General features: G+C 67.8%; 19 protein-coding genes and 2 tRNA genes. 6 read left to right on the top strand and 15 right to left on the bottom strand.

Annotation, left to right across the window (positions count from 1 at the left end):
* Window positions 1-111 precede the first annotated feature (111 nt).
* The 4 genes from ACGFIZ_RS02465 to ACGFIZ_RS02450 form a co-directional block, all read right to left on the bottom strand.
* Window positions 112-184: transfer RNA gene (locus tag ACGFIZ_RS02465), tRNA-Met, on the bottom strand.
* A gap of 25 nt (window positions 185-209) precedes the next feature.
* Window positions 210-282 (bottom strand) — tRNA-Thr (locus ACGFIZ_RS02460).
* Window positions 283-384: 102 nt separating this feature from the next.
* Complete coding sequence (locus tag ACGFIZ_RS02455) at window positions 385-2973, bottom strand: EAL domain-containing protein (RefSeq protein WP_393414982.1); 2589 nt, start codon at window positions 2971-2973, stop codon at window positions 385-387.
* Between the two features lie 108 nt (window positions 2974-3081).
* Window positions 3082-3225 (bottom strand): hypothetical protein, encoded by a 144-nt coding sequence (locus ACGFIZ_RS02450; RefSeq protein WP_393414979.1) that lies wholly within the window; start codon window positions 3223-3225, stop codon window positions 3082-3084.
* 675 nt (window positions 3226-3900) lie between these two features.
* Between ACGFIZ_RS02450 and ACGFIZ_RS02445 the strand changes: the two genes are divergently transcribed.
* Entirely contained in the window at window positions 3901-4185 is a 285-nt protein-coding gene (locus ACGFIZ_RS02445) for a hypothetical protein (RefSeq protein WP_393414976.1), read from the top strand.
* Here the strand turns inward: ACGFIZ_RS02445 and ACGFIZ_RS02440 are convergent.
* Complete coding sequence (locus tag ACGFIZ_RS02440) at window positions 4169-4522, bottom strand: hypothetical protein (RefSeq protein ID WP_393415649.1); 354 nt, start codon at window positions 4520-4522, stop codon at window positions 4169-4171. The two genes, ACGFIZ_RS02445 and ACGFIZ_RS02440, sit on opposite strands and share 17 nt — an antisense overlap.
* Here ACGFIZ_RS02440 and ACGFIZ_RS02435 point away from each other — a divergent pair.
* Window positions 4473-4964: a hypothetical protein gene (locus tag ACGFIZ_RS02435; protein WP_393415608.1), complete on the top strand. Its 492-nt coding sequence runs from the start codon at window positions 4473-4475 to the stop codon at window positions 4962-4964. The two genes, ACGFIZ_RS02440 and ACGFIZ_RS02435, sit on opposite strands and share 50 nt — an antisense overlap.
* A 792-nt stretch (window positions 4965-5756) precedes the next feature.
* On the opposite strand, the gene ACGFIZ_RS02430 is transcribed toward ACGFIZ_RS02435, so the two are convergent.
* The 6 genes from ACGFIZ_RS02430 to ACGFIZ_RS02405 form a co-directional block, all read right to left on the bottom strand.
* Window positions 5757-7142, bottom strand: coding sequence for a hypothetical protein (locus tag ACGFIZ_RS02430; protein WP_393414973.1), 1386 nt, complete (start codon window positions 7140-7142; stop codon window positions 5757-5759).
* A gap of 158 nt (window positions 7143-7300) precedes the next feature.
* Window positions 7301-7990, bottom strand: a complete 690-nt coding sequence (locus ACGFIZ_RS02425) for a tyrosine-type recombinase/integrase (protein WP_393414970.1) — start codon at window positions 7988-7990, stop codon at window positions 7301-7303.
* Window positions 7987-8736 (bottom strand): hypothetical protein, encoded by a 750-nt coding sequence (locus ACGFIZ_RS02420; protein ID WP_393414967.1) that lies wholly within the window; start codon window positions 8734-8736, stop codon window positions 7987-7989. The genes ACGFIZ_RS02425 and ACGFIZ_RS02420 overlap by 4 nt, the downstream gene beginning before the upstream one ends.
* Complete coding sequence (locus tag ACGFIZ_RS02415) at window positions 8733-8897, bottom strand: helix-turn-helix transcriptional regulator (RefSeq protein WP_393415606.1); 165 nt, start codon at window positions 8895-8897, stop codon at window positions 8733-8735. Before ACGFIZ_RS02415 ends, ACGFIZ_RS02420 begins: the two co-directional genes overlap by 4 nt.
* Before the next feature lie 43 nt (window positions 8898-8940).
* Window positions 8941-9381, bottom strand: a complete 441-nt coding sequence (locus ACGFIZ_RS02410) for a helix-turn-helix domain-containing protein (protein WP_393414964.1) — start codon at window positions 9379-9381, stop codon at window positions 8941-8943.
* Between the two features lie 36 nt (window positions 9382-9417).
* Entirely contained in the window at window positions 9418-9912 is a 495-nt protein-coding gene (locus ACGFIZ_RS02405; protein WP_393414961.1) for a hypothetical protein, read from the bottom strand.
* Between the two features lie 936 nt (window positions 9913-10848).
* On the opposite strand from ACGFIZ_RS02405, the gene ACGFIZ_RS02400 reads away from it, so the two are divergent.
* Both ACGFIZ_RS02400 and ACGFIZ_RS02395 read left to right on the top strand, forming a co-directional pair.
* Window positions 10849-11427: a hypothetical protein gene (locus ACGFIZ_RS02400; RefSeq protein WP_393414958.1), complete on the top strand. Its 579-nt coding sequence runs from the start codon at window positions 10849-10851 to the stop codon at window positions 11425-11427.
* A gap of 518 nt (window positions 11428-11945) precedes the next feature.
* Window positions 11946-12383, top strand: coding sequence for a hypothetical protein (locus tag ACGFIZ_RS02395; RefSeq protein WP_393414956.1), 438 nt, complete (start codon window positions 11946-11948; stop codon window positions 12381-12383).
* Here the strand turns inward: ACGFIZ_RS02395 and ACGFIZ_RS02390 are convergent.
* The 3 genes from ACGFIZ_RS02390 to ACGFIZ_RS02380 all read right to left on the bottom strand — a co-directional run bounded on the left by ACGFIZ_RS02390 (window position 12373) and on the right by ACGFIZ_RS02380 (window position 14330).
* Window positions 12373-12957 carry a glycosyltransferase family 2 protein gene (locus ACGFIZ_RS02390; protein ID WP_393415604.1) on the bottom strand — a complete coding sequence of 195 codons (585 nt, stop codon included), beginning with the start codon at window positions 12955-12957 and terminating at the stop codon, window positions 12373-12375. The two genes, ACGFIZ_RS02395 and ACGFIZ_RS02390, sit on opposite strands and share 11 nt — an antisense overlap.
* Before the next feature lie 171 nt (window positions 12958-13128).
* A complete protein-coding gene (locus tag ACGFIZ_RS02385; RefSeq protein WP_393414953.1) occupies window positions 13129-13950 on the bottom strand; it encodes a GntR family transcriptional regulator in 822 nt (273 codons plus the stop codon).
* Window positions 13951-14099: 149 nt separating this feature from the next.
* Window positions 14100-14330 (bottom strand): precorrin-4 C11-methyltransferase, encoded by a 231-nt coding sequence (locus tag ACGFIZ_RS02380; protein ID WP_393414950.1) that lies wholly within the window; start codon window positions 14328-14330, stop codon window positions 14100-14102.
* 484 nt (window positions 14331-14814) lie between these two features.
* On the opposite strand from ACGFIZ_RS02380, the gene ACGFIZ_RS02375 reads away from it, so the two are divergent.
* Both ACGFIZ_RS02375 and ACGFIZ_RS02370 read left to right on the top strand, forming a co-directional pair.
* Window positions 14815-14943, top strand: coding sequence for a hypothetical protein (locus tag ACGFIZ_RS02375; protein ID WP_281292088.1), 129 nt, complete (start codon window positions 14815-14817; stop codon window positions 14941-14943).
* 379 nt (window positions 14944-15322) lie between these two features.
* Window positions 15323-15760 carry a GntR family transcriptional regulator gene (locus tag ACGFIZ_RS02370; protein ID WP_393414947.1) on the top strand — a complete coding sequence of 146 codons (438 nt, stop codon included), beginning with the start codon at window positions 15323-15325 and terminating at the stop codon, window positions 15758-15760.
* Between the two features lie 90 nt (window positions 15761-15850).
* Here the strand turns inward: ACGFIZ_RS02370 and ACGFIZ_RS02365 are convergent, their stop codons facing one another.
* Window positions 15851-16465: a hypothetical protein gene (locus ACGFIZ_RS02365; RefSeq protein WP_393414944.1), complete on the bottom strand. Its 615-nt coding sequence runs from the start codon at window positions 16463-16465 to the stop codon at window positions 15851-15853.
* Window positions 16466-16476: the final 11 nt, after the last annotated feature.

Genomic DNA, 16476 nt, shown 5'->3' with positions numbered 1-16476 from the left:
TCAGTCAACAACTACGGCGTCACAGCGTACGCGCTGCGGACGCGGACATGCAAAGTGGGCGCCTTCGGCGCCCCTTTCACCATCCACCGGAAGCAAGCCGGAGGACGAGAGTAGCGGTGGCCGGACTTGAACCGGCGACACAGCGATTATGAGCCGCTTGCTCTGCCATCTGAGCTACACCGCCGTGGCGGGTCCAGCCGGACCCTTTGAGCCCCCTTACGGAATCGAACCGTAGACCTTCTCCTTACCATGGAGACGCTCTGCCGACTGAGCTAAGGGGGCCTGCTCGATCACTCTGTGACCGCGCAGAGGTAAGAGTACACGGCCCGGTCCCAGAGGTGAAATCGGATCCCCCGCGCCGGCGACGACCCCCGTTACCGCAGGTCAGAGCAAAATCGTGGAGCGGTCGGGCACCACCCGCAGCCGGGGGTGCTCCAAGCCGGCCGTCGGCTCCGGGTCAGCCTGGGCCCCGAACCAGGTCTCCAACCGCTCGTACGGCAGCGGCCGGCTGAACAGGAAGCCCTGGCCGATCTCGCAGCCGATGTCCTGGAGCAGCTCCAGGGTCAGCTCGCTCTCCACGCCCTCGGCCACCACGGCCAGGCCGAACTGCTGGGAGAGGGTCACCACGGCGTTGACGATGGCCAGGTCCCCCGGGTCGGTCGCCATGCCCTGCACGAACGAGCGGTCGACCTTCACCTCGTGCACCGGCAGGCGGCGCAGGTACGCCAGGGACGAGGAGCCGACGCCGAAGTCGTCCACCGACAGCCGTACGCCGAGGTCGCGCAGCCGGCGCAGGGCCGGGATCGGGCGGTCCGTGCCGTCCAGGACCGCGGCCTCCCGGATCTCGAAGGTGAGCCGCTGCGGCGGCACGTCGTACTCGGCGAGCAGCTCCCTGACCCGGTCCGGGAAGTGCCGGTCGGTGAGCGTACGGGCGGCGAGGTTGACCGAGACGGCGAGCGGCCGCTGGGCGTGGCCCCAGTCCCGGCTGCGCCGCAGCCCCTCCCGCAGCACCACCTCGGTGAGCCGGCCGAGCAGGCCGGTGTGCTCCGCCACCGCGACGAAGTCCTCGGGGGCCACCTCGCCGTGCGCCGGGTGCTCCCACCGGGCCAGGCACTCCACCCCGACCAGCCGGCGGTCCCGCAGGGTCACCTTCGGCTGGAAGTAGACCTCCAGCTCACCATCGTCGAGGGCGCGGCGCAGATCACCGGCGATGCCGAGCCGGCGCAGCGACCGGGACTCCAACGCCGGGCTGAACAGCTGCACGTTGCCGGGCACCGACTTGGCCGCCGTCGCCGCCAGGTTCACCCGCTGCAACAGCGTCGCCGCGTCGCTGCCGTGATCCGGATGTACGGCCACCCCCACGGCGGTGTCCACGTCGAGGGTGAGCGCGTCGAAGACCATCTCGGCCCGGATCTCCTCGCGCAGCCGCGCCGCCAGCTCCAGCGCCGCCTCGGCGTTCTCCAGCCGGAGGGTGACCAGGAACTCGTCGCCGCCGACCCGGCCGACCAGGGCCGAGGACGGCGCGGAGGCGCGCAGCCGGTCGGCGACCTCGGCGAGGACCTGATCGCCGGCGGCGTGGCCGAGGGACTCGTTGACCTGGCGCAGCCCGTCGACGTCGAACAGCAGGACGGCGACCACCTCGCCCGGCGCCCGGATCTTGACCGCCTCGTCGAGGGCGCCGGTGATCCGCCGCCGGTTGGGAAGTCTGGTCAGCGTGTCGTGGTACGCGTCGTGGCGCAGCCGGTCGACCAGCCGGGAGTTCTCCAGGGCGATCCCGGCGTGCGCCGCCACCGTCTCCAGGACGGGTACGTCCTGCGCCGTGAAGAAGTTGACGCCGCCGAGCCGGTTGGTGACCTCGAGTGTGCCGATCACCGCCGGGCCGGACCGCAGCGGAACGATGATGGCGTCCTTCACCGCCGCCTCCCGCAGCACCGCGAGCTGCTGCCGCTCCCCGCCGAGCCGGGGGCCGACGGCGATCGCCCGCCGCTGCTCCACCGCCTGTTCCCGGAGCGTGGCCGGAATCTTGCCGAAGTCGAGCAGCCCCGGTCGGTCCAGCCGGGCGGTGAGCAGCACCTCGGGGTGGCGTCCGTGCTGCGGCAGCCAGAGGGTCGCGTACTCGGCCTGCATGAGAGCGCGCACCCGGCCGAGCAGGGCGTCGGGCAGCGTCCCGTCCTGACCACTGTGGGCCATCGCCCGCGTCAGGTCGTAGATGTCGGCCAGCGTCCGGTGCTGTCGCAGGAACTGCGCGTACGTCCGGTAGAGGGTGGCCACGGCCAGCGCCAGCGCGGCGAGCAGGACCAGCGACCACTGGGTCGTCGTCACCGCGATGAGGATGATCAGCCCCACCGTCATGCTGAGCACCGCCGCCAGGAGCGACGCCACCGAGGTCCGGACGATCTCCAGGCCGGCCTGCCAGCCCTGCAGCAGGGTGATGACCCCGACCACGGCGGCAAAGGTGACGAGGGTGACCGTGCTCACCACCGCGAAAAGGATGCCCCAGGTGCCCGGCCCCACCCCCCGGATCTCCGGCAACGCGAGCAGGACCAGACCGGCCAACGAGGTGGCCGCGGCCGAGCGGGCGACGTTGAATGCCAACTTCGCCGGGCCCAACCTGCGTCGTAGCTGGACGACGACCGCGGCCAGGGTCGCGACCAGGACGACGAGCAGGGGCGGAAGGTAGTAGAACGCCAGCACCAGCGGAATCTCGGTGATGTTGGCGGTGAGCGTCTGCCGGCGCACCACGAAGGTGAGCAACGGCAGTTGCACGGCCACGAGGGCGACGAAGATGAGGACCGCGGTGCCCCACTCGGCGCCGACCGCCGTGTGCGGGTCGGCCCCGGCGCCTTGCCGACCCGCTGCCACCTGGGCGAGGGCCAGGACGGTCGAGCAGACGATGGCAAGCAGCGTCAGCGGCCCGGTGATCAGCCAGGCATTCTCGGTGGCCCGTCGGGCCACCCGGGCATCGCTGGCCATGCAGCCCCCCTCGTCGTCACAGAGACGCGCGCTCCGCGTTCAATCCGGAACCTCACGGCCCCGCACTTGCGCCGGAAGCGAAGCTGCGACCATTTCCACTCCGCGGGCCTAGGCCCAGTCGTACTCGAGACTCGTCTGGTCTCCGACGGCGGGGGCGCCGGCACCGCCGGCGGCGACGCCGGCGACGCCCGCAGCGAGGGCGACCAGCATCAGGGTCAAGCCGAGCAGCCGACCCAGCTTTCGATTAAGCATCGGTGGGGCTCCTGTCGCGAACAAGCAGCACGGGGGGGTGAAGATTCCATGATGGTGCCACACCCCGCACCTGCAACAAAGACGTCCCGGGGCGGCCTCCGCCGGGACGCAGGCAAGTCCGACTGATTGGCAGCAGGGCCTGCCTGGCGGGTTGATAGCCAGGTAGGCAAAGCCCCGCCGCACCCGGATGCACTTGGCGAACACTCGGACTTTCGGCGTCAATGGCTGATTTTTCCTGAGTGCCCTCCGAACCCCACGAACGGACAAAGGCCGGCTCCATACCCCATGTGCCCCGCTCTGACTACCAGAGCGACCTTCCCCTCCGCTAGCCATCTATCGAAGAATTTATCTGTCTCCCGGAACGAGAGCCGTCCGGGAAGCGGCGTATACCCCTTCGGGTGCCAGAAGAGGCGAGACGGTCGAACCGATTCGCCGGAACGGCGGAGGCGGATCATGGGCGTACCCGTCGTCCAGCGGACCCCTCGCGCGACGAACCTGGACCTCCACGGCGCTCCCGGCCGGCCGCGCACGCCGCCCGGCCCGGCGCGACCAGCGCGCGCACCCCGCTATTTCGCCATGAAAGCCGCATAGCCCCGCCTGCACATGACACGCTCGGGCAGACGACTGACCGAGGAGCGGGCGGAGCATGGGCACCAAGGCCGCACGGATCGGACCGTGATGCACTGGACGGTGAAGGTACTGATCGCGGTCGTCGGGGCGGTCGTGCTGGAACGGTTGGTCGACGTGCTCGGCCGCCGACTCGCCGGCGGACGCTACGCGTGGCTCGTGACGCCGCTGCACCGGGCCTGCCGGGTGCCCGCGATCGGAGTGGTGCTCTTCGCCGCGTCGTACGCCACGATGCCGCCCGGGCCCGCGCAGTGGCAGCGAGAACTCCGCCACCTGGTCCTGGCGCTGCTCATCGGCGTCACCGGATGGCTGATCGTCAGGGCCTGCACGTAACCGAGGCGGTCGCCTCCAGCCGACTGCCGGAGACCGCCGGCCAGCGCAGCGTTCGGCGCGCCCGCACCCAGATCCAGCCGGTACGGCGCCTCACGTCGGTGGTCGTCACCGTCCTGGCGATCGGCATGATCCTGCTCACCTTCAGGCCCTTCCGCCTGTTCGGGGTGTCGGTGCTGGGCTCGGCCGGCGTGGTCGGCGCGCTGATCGGGCTCTCCGCCCGAACCGCCCTGGCCAACGCGTTCGCCGGCATCCAGGTCGCCTTCACCGACGCGCTGCACATCGGCGACGTGCTGGTGATCGACGGCGAGTGGGGCCGCGTCGAGGAGGTGAAGCTCACCCACGTCGTCGTCCGGCTCTGGGACGACCGGATGCTGATCCTGCCCCACCACCTACTTCACCGAACGGCCGTTCCAGAACTGGACCAAGCACGAGGGACGGGTGGTCGGCCGGGTCCACCTGCACGTGGACCACACCGCCGACCTCGAAGACCTTCGCGTCGAGGCCCGACGGCTGGTCGAGGCGTCACCGCTCTGGGACCGCGGACAATGGGTCCTGCAGATGGTCGACGCGACCCCGCACAGCGTGGTCATCGAGATCCAGGCGTCCGCCGCCGACGGCCCGAGCGCCTGGGACCTGCGCTGCGACCTGCGCGAGGGCGTGATGCGCTACCTGCGGGAGGAGCACCCACAGTGGCTGCCCCGCACCCACAGCGAGTACAAGCCCTGACCCGAGCCGACCTGCTCCCATCCCCACGGCTTCCGGCACGAGGTCGGCAGTGAACGCCGCCATCCCCAGGGCGACTCCCGCAAGAACCGAGGGAAGCACCTCCCGCCGCACCGATCCTCCGCCGAGGGCCTTCAACTCCGTCATCCGGGCACCGCCGGACAGTTGAGCTTCACGATGCCGCCCTCTACCGGGCGTCCGCCGGCATCGGCCAGACGTCCCGCGAGTCGTTGAATGCCCGTCCCGGTGGTGGCTCGACCGTCAGTGACCTCAACCGGTGGGGTAAAGATGTAACCGCACGTCTCCCGGACCACCACAACCAACCTGCCAGGTACACCACAGCGACCACCGCCACCAGGCCCAGCACCACCAGCGCCACCATGGTGAGCGCCGCTTTGTAGATCACTCGGGCATTCTCGCCCAGCGTGACCGGGCAGGCTATCGACGAAACGCGGCGAACTATCCGAACGCGTCGCCGATTTTGTCGTTCCTCCCCGTCAATGTAGTTGGCGTAGACCCGGAGCAGCACGGCGACGCCGCCGCCCAGGCGCCGGACAACCTCGGTCGGCGGGGACCGGCATTGAGCCAGAGCGAGACCGCCGCGTGATGCAGGTCATAGAGACGGTGTACGAGGGGTGAGGCGACCTGGGCTCCGGTGAGCGCCTTCTCTCGGGCCGGCTTCCACCACCGGTCATAGACCGGAACGAGTCGTAGACGGCTGGACCCAGCCGACTCGACGAGATCAACGACAACGGCCCCCGATCAGCAATCCTGCCTGCTGGTCAGGGGCCGTTGTCGCGCCTGGTGGCGAGCAGAAGATCCGAACCTCTGTAGTTCTCGCGACGGATTTACAGGGCGTCTGCGTTCTTGCTCCCGTCAGCCCTGGTGAGCTGCCGCTTCTCCGCTCTAGCCAGGTGCCGCTTGGCTAGCCGCCCACCATCTGCCCACGCCCACGCCTCCGGCAGGAACAGCCCATCGGGAGGCGCCTTACCAGACCAAACGCCGAACTCGGGCGGCACGTTGATGAGCGCCTTGTCAAGCCGCAACTGCCCCCCACTGAAGGTCGCGCCGCCGAAGAACACCCGCTCGCCACCGAACGTCGACCCCCCGAAGGACACCCGCCCGCCGCTGAACGTCGACCCCCCGAAGGACACCCGCCCGCCGTTGAACGTCGACCCATCGAAGGCCACCTCCCCGCCACCGAAAGTCGACCCCGCGAAGGACACCTCCCCACCACTAAACGTCGACCAGGCGAAGAACACCTCCCCGCCGCCGAAAGTCGACCCCTCGAAGGACACCAACCCACCGCTGAACGTCGAGCCCCCGAAGACCACCTCCCCGCCACCGAAAGTCGACCCCCTGAAGGACACCTCCCCACCACTGAACATCGACCGGTTGAAGCGCACCCGCCCGGCACTGAACGTCGCCCCCTCGAAAGACACTCGCCCGCCACTGAATGTCACGTTCGAGAAGTCGCCACCGTCGAATACCGCGCCGGTGAAGTCGAAGTCAAGGCCGCGCCATGATGTCGGATCGTCCAGGATTAAACGTAGGTGCCTGCCGATGAGCCGGATGACGGTATGACGCACCTCCCGCTCCTCGCGAGCAGCCCGAGCCGTCTCCGCGTCCACGGTCGACGCTTGGCCTTCAGCCTGTTGCGTCGACGCTTCACTCGGAGTCTCCGACGGCGGCGAGTAGGGCATGCGGAGGTAGGCGCAGAGGACATCGATGCAGGTTTGCCGACCCTCCCGCCAGTCATCAGCGAGACCGGCCATGGCGTAGACGCCCGCCAGCCGTACGGCCGCTTTCTCCGACCCGAGCTGCTCGGATGCCTTTGCGAAGCGTTCGTTGAACAGCCGGACACCGTTGCGGTCAGTCTCGGTCTTTGCCCGTTCGTCGGCCGCCTCAGCGAGAGCCTTGGTGACTTCGGCACGCAGATCAGCAGCGTGCGCCAGTTGGTGAGCGAATTCCGCCAGCGCGTTCGTGTGCTCCGCTACTCGCTGCCGACGGTAGGCAACCACCAAGGCTGCGACACCGCCGACGCCCGCCACAACGGCGAAGACGAGCTTCAAGAGGTCGAACAGTGTGGCCGCTGTGACGGTTGCATCCCGTTCAAGGCCAGGCCAACCGGCGTACCAGAGCGCCGCAACGATCAGGCCCCCGACCAGCAGCAACGCAGCCCCAACAGCCGAAGCGATTGACCGGCGGATGCCCCAGAGCCGCAGTTCTGGCACGCGACTATCAGTGGCTGGAATCGAACCAACCTCGACACGGATTTCGGGCCGGGTTGAGTCTTGCGGCGCAGGCAACTCCACCCCCTCCTTCTAGCGCACCTCGTCCACACCAGCGCTCAGCAGGACGCCCGCGAACATCGCCTAGGCCGACAGCAACCTCATCCGAGCGCGTCGCCGATCTTGTCGTTCATGGTGTCGTCTCCACCATCGATGCAGTTGGCGTAGACCCGGAGCAGGACGGCGACACCGTGGCCCAGGCGCCGGGCGACCTCGGTCGGCGGGACGCCGGCATTCAGCCACAGCGAGGCCGCCGCATGACGCAGGTCGTAGGGACGGCGTACGAGGGGTGAGACAACCTGCGCCTCCGTGAGCGCCCTCTCCCGGGCGAGCTTCCACCACCGGTCATAGACCGACTCGGAGAGCGGCCCGCCGTGCAGGCCCCGGAAGAACCGGCCGTCCGGGCCGACGCCGTGATTCTCGATGTGCGCGCACAGTAGCTCGACGAGCCGAGGCGGGATCGGGAGCGTACGCGTTTCCTGCCGAGCCCGGTGCTTGAGGCCGCGCCGCTCGTGCGACCCGCCGTCATCCGTCCAGTGCGACCCTGCGCGCGGCGAGGTGCCCGCGAGCACCAGGCGGCCCCAGCGGTACTCGATCTTCTCGTGATCACAGGACGCCGAAGGCTTGACCGCCACCAGGTCGTCGAAGTCGGTCCCGCAGTCCAGGCAGCGCCCCGGAAGGTCGCAGTCCTCCCGCCGAAGGTCGGCCGCTTCCGAGGGCCGCATCCCCGCGTAGTAGAGGCAGCCGAAGAACGCGGTGACCTTGTCGGCCCGTTTGCCGAGAGATTTCACCGCCTCCAGCAGCGTGGCGACCTGGGCCGGGTTGCCACCACCCGCCGGTCGATGGACTGCGCGACCTCGGGGGCCGTCCACTGCACCCGGTCGATCGGGTTGGAGTCGATCAGCTCCAGCTCGACCGCGTACCCGAGCGCGTTGTAGAAGGTCGCGCGCTTGCGCTGGACGGTGGAGGCAGCCGCGAGCTTGCCGTCCAGGCGTACGCACAGGCTGTCCAGGACCCGGCGGACCAGCGCGGGTGAGTCCAGCTCGACGACCGGCAGCGACGCGGTTTCCAGCCAGGCCAGCGCCGCCGCGTGCTCGGCCGGGATCTCCTCGGACCAGCGACGCGGGTTGAGCCCGTAGAGGTACAGCGCCTCGCGAAGCAGCGCGTCATCCGGACGGCCCCGCTTCGTCGGCCTGGTCAGGGTCACTGTGATCGAGGTCAGCGCCTCGACGATCGACCGGCGGGTCTTGGCCGCCGCCCGGGGCCATTTCATCTCGACGTACGCGCGGCTGTGCGCGTACCAGGTGGTGGGGTTCTTGGTTCTCGCCTCGGACACCGGGCGGCCGGTGGCCGGGTCGAACGGCTCCCCCGCGTTCGACGCCTGCACCAGCTCGGCCCGGAACGAGTGCGCCAGGGCCTTGGTACGGAACATCTCCTCGAAGCGTCGGCCGCTCACCGCCCAGCGGACCCGCCACGGCCGAGCCTTCCGGTCGGCGCGCTTGCCGATCTCCCAGATCTGGACCTCGTAGCTCTTCATGCCGCGTCCTGCTCCAGCTCTCCGAGCCACTGGCCGAGCGCCGACCGGCGGACCCGTAGTTGCCCGTTCGGGAGCTTGATGACCCGTGGCCCCTTGCCGGTCTGCCGCCAGTAGAACCAGGTCGAGCGCGGTACGCGCAGCTCAGCCAGGGCTTCCGGCACGGTCAACAAAGGAGCAATTTACGAGGCATCCGCTCCATGGGAGTCACGGAGCTGGAAGAGCTTCGGCGCCAAGCGAAGGATCTAACGCGGCAGCTTGCGATAGCCGAGCAGGAAGCGGCAGAGGCGGCCGCGAAGGACACACACGAGGTAGTGCGGGTCGCCCTAGAACGGGGTCTTCGTGATCACGGCCTGGACCTGGGCGTCGCCGATCTTCCCGTGGCGCGCCCGGTCGCGGTTCGTCGCGCAGCCCGTCGACCCGGTCGGCCACGAACCGCTTACGCCATTTGTCGACCATCGGCAGCGACACCCCAAGCCGGCAAGATACCTCGCTGCTGGACAGCCCTTGGGCACACGCCAGCACGATCCGCGCCCGCACCGCCAATGCCTGACCCGTCTTCGGCCGCCGCGCCAGCCCCTGCGACACCTCCCGCTCCTCGGCGGTCAACTCCTGCGGCGCCAGATTCGGGCCACGGCCATCACCCATACCAGCAATTCATCAACGAGTTAGCGACTCAGGGCACTAGCAGTCTGCGTTGTCCGGGCGCCCGTCGATGAGGACTGTGAAGGTGGCGGCATGGTCGGGTGCGCCGTCGGCCATGCTGCGTATCTCCAGCCACGCCGTCATCCTGTTGATCGTCTTGCAGTACCGCAGGAAGGCGCCACCGGCGTCACCCTGGTGAATCACGAATTGCCAGCCAGCCGCCTCGATGTCCGGCCCGACGAGGGCGATGAGGTCGCCCAACGCGTATGAGCGATCCACGTTGTACTCACGCCATACGGTCGCAAACTCCGGTCCTGCCGTCTCTTCCCGCTCCCGAGAACCCGGCCGGTGGTCACAGGCCCGCGTGTTGGATGCCTCCTTGAGCAGCCGACCGTTCGGCGGGGTCAGCGAGAATGCCGGATCCTTCTGGTATGCCGTTACCGCGGCAGCTTGGTCGTCCGGAGTGAAGTTGCAACCCCACCAGCGCGTCGTCCGGACTGCCATTGCCGCCAGCGTCAGCAGCACGGCGGCCACGAGAACTCGGACGATAAGCCGGTTATGCCGCGACGGGGGGACCGGGTCACCGTCGTTCGTCGTCAATTGATCGCCAAGTCGGGAAGCGCGGGGGTGGGCTCGTTCATGGGTATCTCCGAGGGGGAGCCGCCGTCGTCGGGCTGTGGTTCACGGGCCTTAAATCTAGCGATGTTCTTCGGGTCGTTCAGGACCCTCGGTGAGGATCTGCTGGCGTTCGCGGATGCCGGAGGTGTGCCGTCCACGGAGGCAGGTACAGGGCCCCGTAGTCGAGGCTGGGTGGAGCCACCGTCCTACGAGGTGGTAGTCGATCGGGTGCTGCCGGCCGGTGAGGCCGACCAGCCTGGTGGCGGCAACGAGGCAATCTGCGTCGATTGGGGTGCCGCGCTCCAACGAACCTGCGGCGAGGCGGACCGGTGAGGCAACCTATGCCGGCGAGGAGTTGGCGCAGGTGAGCGAGGGCGAGTCGGAGGAAGTGGTCTTCAGGCGGGAGAGGCGCCGGTCGATCATGGCATCGCCGACCATGGATGGGCAAGGCTCAAGGGCCTCCCGGTCGAGGGATCTTGCAGTGCCACCCAATCACCTTGGCAACTTTATCGATCGGTGCCCCCAACACCGCCAAGCGGCAGAGGAGCACCCAAGAACATCGTGAGCGGGTCGGCACTCTGGGCGATCTTCGTCGTATGCTGCTGCCACCGCACTTCAGCGAGGTGGACAGCAAGGCGTACGGCATTCCGACTGACGGCACGAACGCCGACGGCGCGTGCCCGGCGAACCCGCCTGGCACTGAGGTAAGCAGGTACACGCCAATCAGTAACGCCTTCTCGCTCGCTAATACCCAGAGTGGCTACACGTTTAACGTCTACACATCGTAATCGATAGGGGCCGGGCGCGCCCGCTCCGGTGCGCCCGACAACCCCCGAGTTGAAGGAGGAGCCGATGAGGTCGGCACGTTCCGTTTTGCGGGTTGCCAGCCTGGCCACCCTTGTCGGCATAAGCCTTTTAACGGCGGCATGCGCGTCCGGAAGCGACCTTGCCGACACAACCCCACCAGCCGCAGCGTGTCAACCAACGGCCGACCAGAAGGCGCTCTTGGAGGGACTGCACAGCAAGGCCCTCACCGGCTATACGCCCGAAGGAACTCGCAGCACCGAGAGTCACGAACTGTCGGCTGCCTGCACCACCAACTGGCCTGAGCCACATGGGGCGGTACCGCCGGCGAAGCGGGTAGCTGCCATTGAAAACGACTACATCACCACGAATGCGATGACAGCTGCGCAACTGGTCGCCACGTTCGGCAAACGAGCCGTCACCGAGGGATGGCAGCCTAATGGCAGTTGGGACGACAGTCAGGGCGACGGAAGCGCCTACGCCGTCTACTGCCAGCAGATTAGCGGTAGCTGGTCCAACTTGTCGGTCTATCGTGGACCGAAGGTGGAAGACACAATGCCGCTGCGAGTCCTTGTCGAGGCATACCCTGGAGTCACGCATTGCCCCGGCCGTCCACAAGACGGCTGATAGCCAAATGTCGGCGGGTTCAGTGAGCACCTGCAAGATCGATGATAATGCCAGTGAGGCACGCCTCGGACCGCTCAATCGGGTAATCTGGCCTTCTCGGTCGCTGGCTTCGGTGTCGAGGTAGCCAACCATCAGGGCTGGTCGCCTGGCCGACAACCGGAGGCGATGGGGCGTTACTGAAGGCAGGAGGTCGACCAGGCCTCCAAGCATGCATCGCCGGATACTGCTGGCCTTGGAGCGATGCCTGCCCGGACCGCACCCTCGTCGACGACGTCGTGATAGGCGAATGGAAGCGGCCCTGGAACTCCCAGGCCAACCGCACGCTCAACGGCATCCCACCAGCCGACCTCTGGGCTCCCGACCCCGGCGGCGCTGGCCAGATCGGCTACGTCTATACCGCCCAATACCGCAGCCGAGGCTGCAGCTCGGTCCGGCTACAGACCTCGCCGTACCCGAGATGACAGATGGCCCCGTCACGCTGTCGCCTTGGATCGCCATCCAATGGGTACTTGCCGGCTATGGCACGCGATGGCAGGTCGGTAGACGGCGAGCACTCTCGGCCGGAGGGCGTCGATGACACCACGGTTGAGGCACTGGGCGAACTGAGCAAGGCCCTGGAGACGATCCACCGGGTACGGGGGCACCTCTACTCGGCGCACCAACTCGTCGGCGGCGCGGATCTCACCCTCGACCGGGTGGTGAGGCTGCTCCGCGAGGCCGGGCACGACGAGGTGGCCGACCGGGTCGAGCACGAACTGTTGGGGCGCAACGTGCTACCCGGCCGGTGGACGTTCCAGATCGTGGAGGAGTTCGACGACGGCTACTACGCCGCGTTCCAGGAAATCGAGCGGGACGCGCGCGAGAAGCTGGCCGGCGGCCGGCGGCACATCTACGAGGCGGAGATGAAGGAGCGGCGGCGTACCCACGGGATGCCGGGGCACGAGGCTACGCCGTAGCTCCAAACGGCAAGCCGTTCGGGATCATCGAGGCCAGGGCGTTGGCTCTCGCCTCGATGATCCTCATCCGCGCCTGATACTCGGCCGGTTCCCGATGCGCGGCCTGGCTGGTGACCTGGCCGGGCCACTTCCGGTAGAGCAGCCCGTACTCCCGGGTGAAGTAACCCTCGCTGACCGCGTTGGCCGCGAGCAGAAGGCCGGTGTCCTCCGAGGCGGGCAGGGCCATCCAGCCGCCCAAGGCGAAGACGAGATCCCGCCGCAGGCACAGCGTCGCCGGGTGCACCGATGCGCGGTAGTCGTTCGCCTGCCAGAACGACAGGACCGCGCCGCGGGCGATAACTCCTCCAGCAGGATCCTTGTCCCAGCCAGCAGTTGACCCGTCGGGTAGCAGGTCGAGCACCCGCGAGGTGGTCCAGCCGATCTGCGGGTGCGCGGTGAACGCGGCGATGTCCCTGGCGAGCGCGCCGGGGGTCAATTGGTCGTCGGCGTCCAGGACCTTGATGAGTTCCCCGGACACCCGAAACAACGCCAAGGTGCGAGCCACGCCAGGCCCACCGGGGCGGCCGGTGCCCAGACTGATCCGGGGATCATCGGGCAGCGCGTCGACCAGTCTGCCCGTCCTCCTGGACGAGCCACTGCCAGTCCCACCCCTCGGGCATCTCCTGCTTGAGTAACGACGCGTAAGCGCCAGCGAGGTGCTCGATGCTGGGCGCGTGGACTGGAGTGATGACCGAGACGAGCTGCGTCAAGTTTTCCACCGTTGGAGTTTGTGGGAGTACACAAGCTCTGTGCGGTCACCCGGCATCACCGCGTCCGCGACCTCGACAACGCGGCCCGTGGTGTCGACCGAGGTCTTCCGCACGGTGAGCACGGAGACGCCTGGGTCGATGTCCAGCAGTTCGGCCTCATCAGGTGACGGCGGCCGGGCCCGAACCACGTCGTCGATCCGGTCCAGCTCGATGCCCAGCGTGTAGAGCTGGTGCTGCGTACCGCCGGGCCATGGTTCCTTGCTCTCGTCGAGCAGGTCAGGGTTCACGGCCACCAGGTCGTACGGCAGGTACGAGTACGACAGCGTCAGCGGCGCGTTCTCGTGGCGGGAGGACGTCCAGTAGACCCGGCGCAGCAGCGGCGTACCCGGCTCGACCTGCAAGGCCGCCGCCATCTCCTCGTCCGCGTCGACGCGGGAGTACTCGGCGTGGAACTTGAGGTCGTCGACGGTCAGGCCGGTGTCGTGCTCGATGGCGTCGGTTTTCAGCCGCTCAGCCTCGTCGAGTAGGACCCGATCCTTCTCCCACTGGTACCGCTCGGTGTTGCGACGGCGTACCCGCTGGCGAGGTGCCCGCACGTAGGTGCCGCGCCCCTGCTCGGCTCGGACCAGGCCCCATTCCCGGAGCTGCCGGATCGCGTTGCGGACGCTGGTGCGGGACAGGCCGGACGTGTCGGCCAACTCGGTCTCGCTCGGCATCAGTGTGCCGGGGGCCAACTCTCCGCTCATAATTTTCGCCCGCAACTTCTCCGCGAGTTGCAGGTAGCGTGGGCGCCAGTCCCGGCCATGCACACCGGTCACCGTACCCCCTAGACGTTCCAACGTCTGCCAGGTGGTCCCACCGGCGGGCCGCTCCGGCACCGCGGGCACCGTTATCCCTGGTCGCGGCGAGCAGGTACGACGTGGGCCGGCGGTACGAGGGGTGGCCATGCCCCGACGGCTGTTGGTGCTCACCGGTCCTCTCCTGTCCGTCCGCGCCAACTGGCCGGCGCTCGCATCACCTGCCGTGCCTGCGTCAGTTCCTCGATGAGCCGGGTCAGTTGCGCTTCCGACAGGAGCACGGCTTGGGTTGCGCCGTACCGGGTGGCGTCGAGCTTGACGGCCAGGTCCCGGCGCGCGAACCGGTCAACGAGCAGTTGGACACTGATCCAGCCGGTCCGCTCCCGCCCGATGGTGGCCATGAAGCCGCGGTGCATCGGGTCGTTCGGACCGCAGCCCCGGCACCACGTCGGGCAACCGGCCGGCGCAGTCGATGTCGCCTGCCGACTCTCGGCCATGACCTCGCCCCCAGTCATCGTCGGCCCCCTGGTCGCCGCCGGCTTGCACCAGCAGAGCGCGCAGTCGCTCGACCAGTTGAGCAGCCTCCGACATGGACAGCTCCGCCCAGGCGTTCCCACCCCGGCACGTCGCGTGAACCGCGATCAGGGGCGCCTGAGCGTCGGCGCCGATGAGGTAGGTGACGACCGTGCCGCTCGTCCGGGTGTCACCGAATCGGTAGATCGGGCCGCGATGGCGGCGGGCCATGTGCGTCATGAGCGGGGGCACGAGGTGGCCGCAGCGGTCCGGGGTGCACCAGTCCGGGTGGCTCGTGACTGCGGCCGGTTTGCTCGTCCGCCTCATCGCTGCCACCGCCCACCGTTGCCCCGGTAGGACTGCGCCAGCGTCATGAGCGGCGCGTACCGCATCGCGGGCAGTTCGCGCGTCGGCGCGGCAGACCACCAGTACGCCGGCGCGACAGAGTTCGTCGGACGCCGAACCGGCGAAACGCTGCTGCTGGCAGCCCGGGCCGGCTGACGCCTCCGGGACCACCAGGACGAGAACCAGCCGCGCCGACGATGAGAGCCAGACATCGCACCTCCACAGGTAGGCGGGGACCGGTGGCCAGCCACGGGGGAAGGTGGCCGGCCACCGGCCGGATGAAGGCACGGCGCACCGTCCGACGCAGACGGGTCGGGTATCGCCGAGCCAACTTTGTCCGCGCGGCTACCGCAACCGGTCCGACAGGACGCCGCGCGTCAGATGCGGCCAGGGCCGGCATGGCACCACCCCTGATACCAGCCGTCACTCTGGTCGCACACCCGGAAACGTACCTACAAGTGGACGTGTTGTCCATACGCCGAAACGGGTCATCTGGTTGGCACTTGGTAACACAAGTGCCAGGTACGGTGAGCGGGTGCCCACCCCGCACTACGGACAGCCCCGCTATCGCGTCATCGCGGACGAACTGACAAAACGCATCGAGAGCGGCGCCATCCCGCCCGGAGCCCTCTTGCCAGCCGAAAGCGTGCTCACCGCCGAGTTCCGAGCCAGTCGCGGCACAATCCGGCAGGCCATCGCTGTTCTTCGAGAAAACGGGTTAGCAACCACCGAACACGGTAGAGGCACTTTCGCAAACGTTTACCCCAGGGACGACACTTCGGGCGGCCGACCCAACGGATTAGAAACCAGGCAACGCGAGGTTATTGCCGATGCGGAGCTTGCAGCTCTGTTCGACATCGAGGTTGGAACGGCACTAATCGAGCATGAGAGTGTCATGCGGAAGGGAAAACAAGTAGATACGGTTACCCGAGCCTATCGGCTCCGTCCACCTAGTCAAAATGCTGAGCCTTAGGGCGCATGCTCAGACTTCATCGTGTCGCCCACCGCATCTGCAAATCCTCACGGCAGCCGTGCAAGCAGGGGCCATCCGCCCGTTAGGCGCTTACGCGGATACCTGGAAGCCAACCATGGCGTCTACCAGATCGTTCACGAGCTCTACGCCTGCTCGCCCAGAAACCGCGAACGCGATCTCGTCCAGACTGCTCCTGAAGAGCCTGGCCCGGCGGGGATTGTAAAGACTAATCTCATCCACCGTCTGGCTGGACGCATACTTCATAGCACAATAAATCAGCACCTGGCGCAAATCAGTTCCTCGGAATGGGCGCGCAACCGTCTTGACCTCAATGAGGTGATCCCCATCCGCCATGTCACCAAAAGCCGAACTCACTACCCCGCAGCCAGGAACGGGGTAAAAGTAGACTGGCCCATGCAGCGTTCCCGCAAGCCTCAACAGATTCTGCTGAATCAGCACAACCTCAAGTCTCTCCGACTCGGCTAGCGGGACATCGCCGAACTGACCACGCGGCAGCAGCGATATCAAATCGCTAGCAGCCCGTTCCGCGGCTTCGTCGTGTTCAAAGAGGGGCGCGTCGACTGCAGCGCGACGAAAAGCAGTTTCTGCAATCACGGCGCTCCTGCGGCCGTCGTGATTTAAGCGCACGGGCCTACCAAAAGGTGACTCGTTCTCATTGATCCAGCGAACGACCTGCTCCATCATAGGCGCATGCT

Origin of the sequence: Micromonospora sp. NPDC048830 (assembly GCF_043198215.1) — a bacterium.
GTDB lineage: Bacteria > Actinomycetota > Actinomycetes > Mycobacteriales > Micromonosporaceae > Micromonospora.
Note: the sequence above shows the minus strand (reverse complement) of the source record. Positions and strands in the feature narration are given on the sequence as shown.

Bases quoted from the DNA above. Each gene is read 5' to 3' on its own strand.
- ACGFIZ_RS02455 (WP_393414982.1), bottom strand. From the start codon at position 2,973: ATGGCCAGCGATGCCCGGGTGGCCCGACGGGCCACCGAGAATGCCTGG.
- ACGFIZ_RS02450 (WP_393414979.1), bottom strand. From the start codon at position 3,225: ATGCTTAATCGAAAGCTGGGTCGGCTGCTCGGCTTGACCCTGATGCTG.
- ACGFIZ_RS02420 (WP_393414967.1), bottom strand. From the start codon at position 8,736: ATGAAGAGCTACGAGGTCCAGATCTGGGAGATCGGCAAGCGCGCCGAC.
- ACGFIZ_RS02410 (WP_393414964.1), bottom strand. From the start codon at position 9,381: ATGGGTGATGGCCGTGGCCCGAATCTGGCGCCGCAGGAGTTGACCGCC.
- ACGFIZ_RS02400 (WP_393414958.1), top strand. From the start codon at position 10,849: ATGAGGTCGGCACGTTCCGTTTTGCGGGTTGCCAGCCTGGCCACCCTT.
- ACGFIZ_RS02395 (WP_393414956.1), top strand. From the start codon at position 11,946: ATGGCACGCGATGGCAGGTCGGTAGACGGCGAGCACTCTCGGCCGGAG.
- ACGFIZ_RS02380 (WP_393414950.1), bottom strand. From the start codon at position 14,330: ATGGCCACCATCGGGCGGGAGCGGACCGGCTGGATCAGTGTCCAACTG.
- ACGFIZ_RS02375 (WP_281292088.1), top strand. From the start codon at position 14,815: ATGAGCGGCGCGTACCGCATCGCGGGCAGTTCGCGCGTCGGCGCGGCA.
- ACGFIZ_RS02365 (WP_393414944.1), bottom strand. From the start codon at position 16,465: ATGATGGAGCAGGTCGTTCGCTGGATCAATGAGAACGAGTCACCTTTT.